Below are 2,610 nucleotides of genomic sequence, written 5' to 3' on the forward strand. Positions count from 1 at the left end.
CCGGTGGTCAAGGCGTTCAAAGCGTCTGTGGAGACGCCACTGATCTGTGCTGTGGTCAGGGCTTGAACCTGGCTGGTCAAGAGAGCAGCCACATCGCCGGTGTCCAGGGCATTGAGCTGAGAGGTGCTCATGGCTTGCAACTGATCTGCATCCAAGGTGATGACTTGGCCAGAGGTCAAAGCTGTGATGTTGGCAGTCGAAATACCACTGACTTGTGCATCGGTCAGTGCGGCTATTTGGGTGGTCAAAAGCGCAGCAACAGCCGAGGTGTTCAAGGCGCTGAGCTGATCTGTTGACATGGTTCTGAGCTGGCTTGCTGTCAAGGCAACGGCTTGGCCACTTGTCAACGCTTGCACAAAGCTGCTGTCCAAACCCACCACCTGTGTGTTGCTCAGGGCCGCCAAGTCTGCAGTCTCAATGGCCGCAATCTGGGTCGAACTCATGGCATTGAGCTCATCTGCATCGAGCACACGGATCTGTGTCGATGTCATGGCGGCCACTTGCTTGGTGGACAAGCCACTGACCTGTGCTGAATCCAGCGCCCTGAATTGGGTGGCAGACAAAGCACTGAACTGTTCAGTGGTCATGTTCTCAATGAACGCCGTGCCTAAGGTGCCAACCTGCGCCGCTGTGAGCTGGTTGATCTGAGCTGTACTCAATGCCGCAATACCGCCTGAATCCAAAGCATTCAACTGATCAGCCGTCAAGGCTTTGAGTTGCGTGTTCGTCATGTTGACGACCTGATCCGATGACAGTGTCTGAACAACAGAGGTGGTCAAATTGGGGAGGTTGGTGGCCGATATGGCGGCAATGTCCTCGGTGTCAATCGCTGCAATTTGACTTGCATTCATTGCATTGATTTGTGCCGTGCCCATGGCCCTGACCTGTGTGCTGGTCAACGCGGTGATTTGGTCCACGTCCATGAACTCAATCTGACTTGTGGTCAGTGCAGACACTTGCGTGGCGCTCATGCTGGCAAGCTGAGTGGTGCTCAAACTCTGCACCATCGCCTCAGTAAGGCTGGAAACCTGCTCTGTCGTGATGTTCACAATCTGAGCGGTGGTCAGCTGCGCAAAGTCCTCAGGCTCCAAGTTGTTCAGCTGCGCTGTGCTCAAAGCCTGCAGCTGTGTCTCGGTCAATGATTGGATTTGACCGGAGCTCAAGGCCTGCAATTGGGTGCTGCTCAACCCACTGATCTGGCCCGTGGTCAAGCTTGCCACATCCGCAGTCTCCAAAGCATTGAGCTGTTCTTGCGTCAATGCTTCAAGCTGATCAGCACCCATCGCGCGGATCTGTGTGCTGGTCAAGGCCACGATCTGAGCGGTGCTCATCATTTGCAATGCAGCGGTCGGGAAGGTGCTGATCTGCGATGTGGTCAGTGCAGCAACATCGGTGCCCAGCGCCGTAATCTGATCCTCATTCATCGCGGCGAACTGGCTCGATTGGAGGCTTTGCACTTGGTTTGTACCCAATGCCCCGAATCTGTCGGACACCATGACCGCGATTTGCGAAGTGTCCAGCGCAGCAATTTGCGCCGTGGTCATCGCGGCCACCTGGGTGGTGGTCAATGCGTCAATCGCATTCACGCTCAGTTTGTTGACCTGTGCTGTGGTGAGCGAGGCAATTTGAGCCGTGCCCATCACGCCAAAGTCTTCGGGGTCAAGCGCGTTGATCTGCGCAGTGGAGAGGGCTTGCAGTTGAGAACTGGTCAGGGCTTGAACCTGAGCGGAGCTCAGATCGGTCATCCTGCTTGTGTTCAAGCCTGCAACCTGTGCGGTGGTCAGGGCTGCAATGTCCACGGTATCGAGCGCTTGGATTTGCTCCTCGTTCAAGGCGTTCAGTTGAGCGGTTGTGAGGCTCACCACTTGAGCGGTACCGAGTGCCCTGACTTGAGCGGCGGTCATCGAGGCCGCGGCGCCCGTGCCCATGGTGTTGACTTGCGCGGTTGTCAGGCTTGCAATTTCAGCGGTGCTCAGCAACTGCACTTGGCTCTCAGTCAAGGCTGCAAACTGTCCCGATGTCAGGCCAGCAACTTGGGCGGTGCCCAAAGCGGTGAACTGCTCATCGGTCATGACCGCCAGTTGGCTGGTTTTCAGTGCGGTGACCTGACCGGAGGTCATCGCGGCCACCTGCGCTGTGGTCAGCGCTTCAATGCGCGTGTTGCTCAGGTTGTTGATCTGAGATGTGGTCAGGGCCGCCACTTGGTGGGTGCCCAAAGCGGCCACGTCGTCTTCGTCGATTGCATTGATCTGCGCGGTGGTCATGGCCTGCAGCTGGCTTGTGCTCAGTGCATTGACTTGCCCGGAAGTCAGCGCAGCCACATTGCCGGTGGACAGGCCCACCAGCTGGGAGGTGGTCAGTGCCACGATGTCGGCGGTTTGGATGGCTTGGATTTGCTCCTCGCCCATGGCGTTGAGCTGAGCGGTGGTCAGGGCGCTGGCTTGAGCCGTGGTCAGGGCCGCCACTTGGGCGGTGCCCAGGTTGGCCAACTGTGGGTTGGTCAGGGCCGAGACTTGCGCGGTGGTCAGGGCTTGCACCTGGCCGGTGGTCAAGGCGTTCAAAGCGTCTGTGGAGACGCCACTGATCTGTGCCGTGGTCAGGGCTTGAACC

The 2,610-nt window shown here is 57.6% G+C and carries 1 protein-coding gene; it reads right to left on the bottom strand.

Annotated elements, in window-relative coordinates; all coding sequences use genetic code 11:
- A partial coding sequence (locus tag B472_RS17135; RefSeq protein ID WP_202862791.1) for an S-layer family protein occupies positions 1-2,610 on the bottom strand: 2,610 nt, incomplete at both ends.

This window comes from Limnohabitans sp. Rim28, from assembly GCF_000293865.2.
GTDB lineage: Bacteria > Pseudomonadota > Gammaproteobacteria > Burkholderiales > Burkholderiaceae_C > Limnohabitans_A.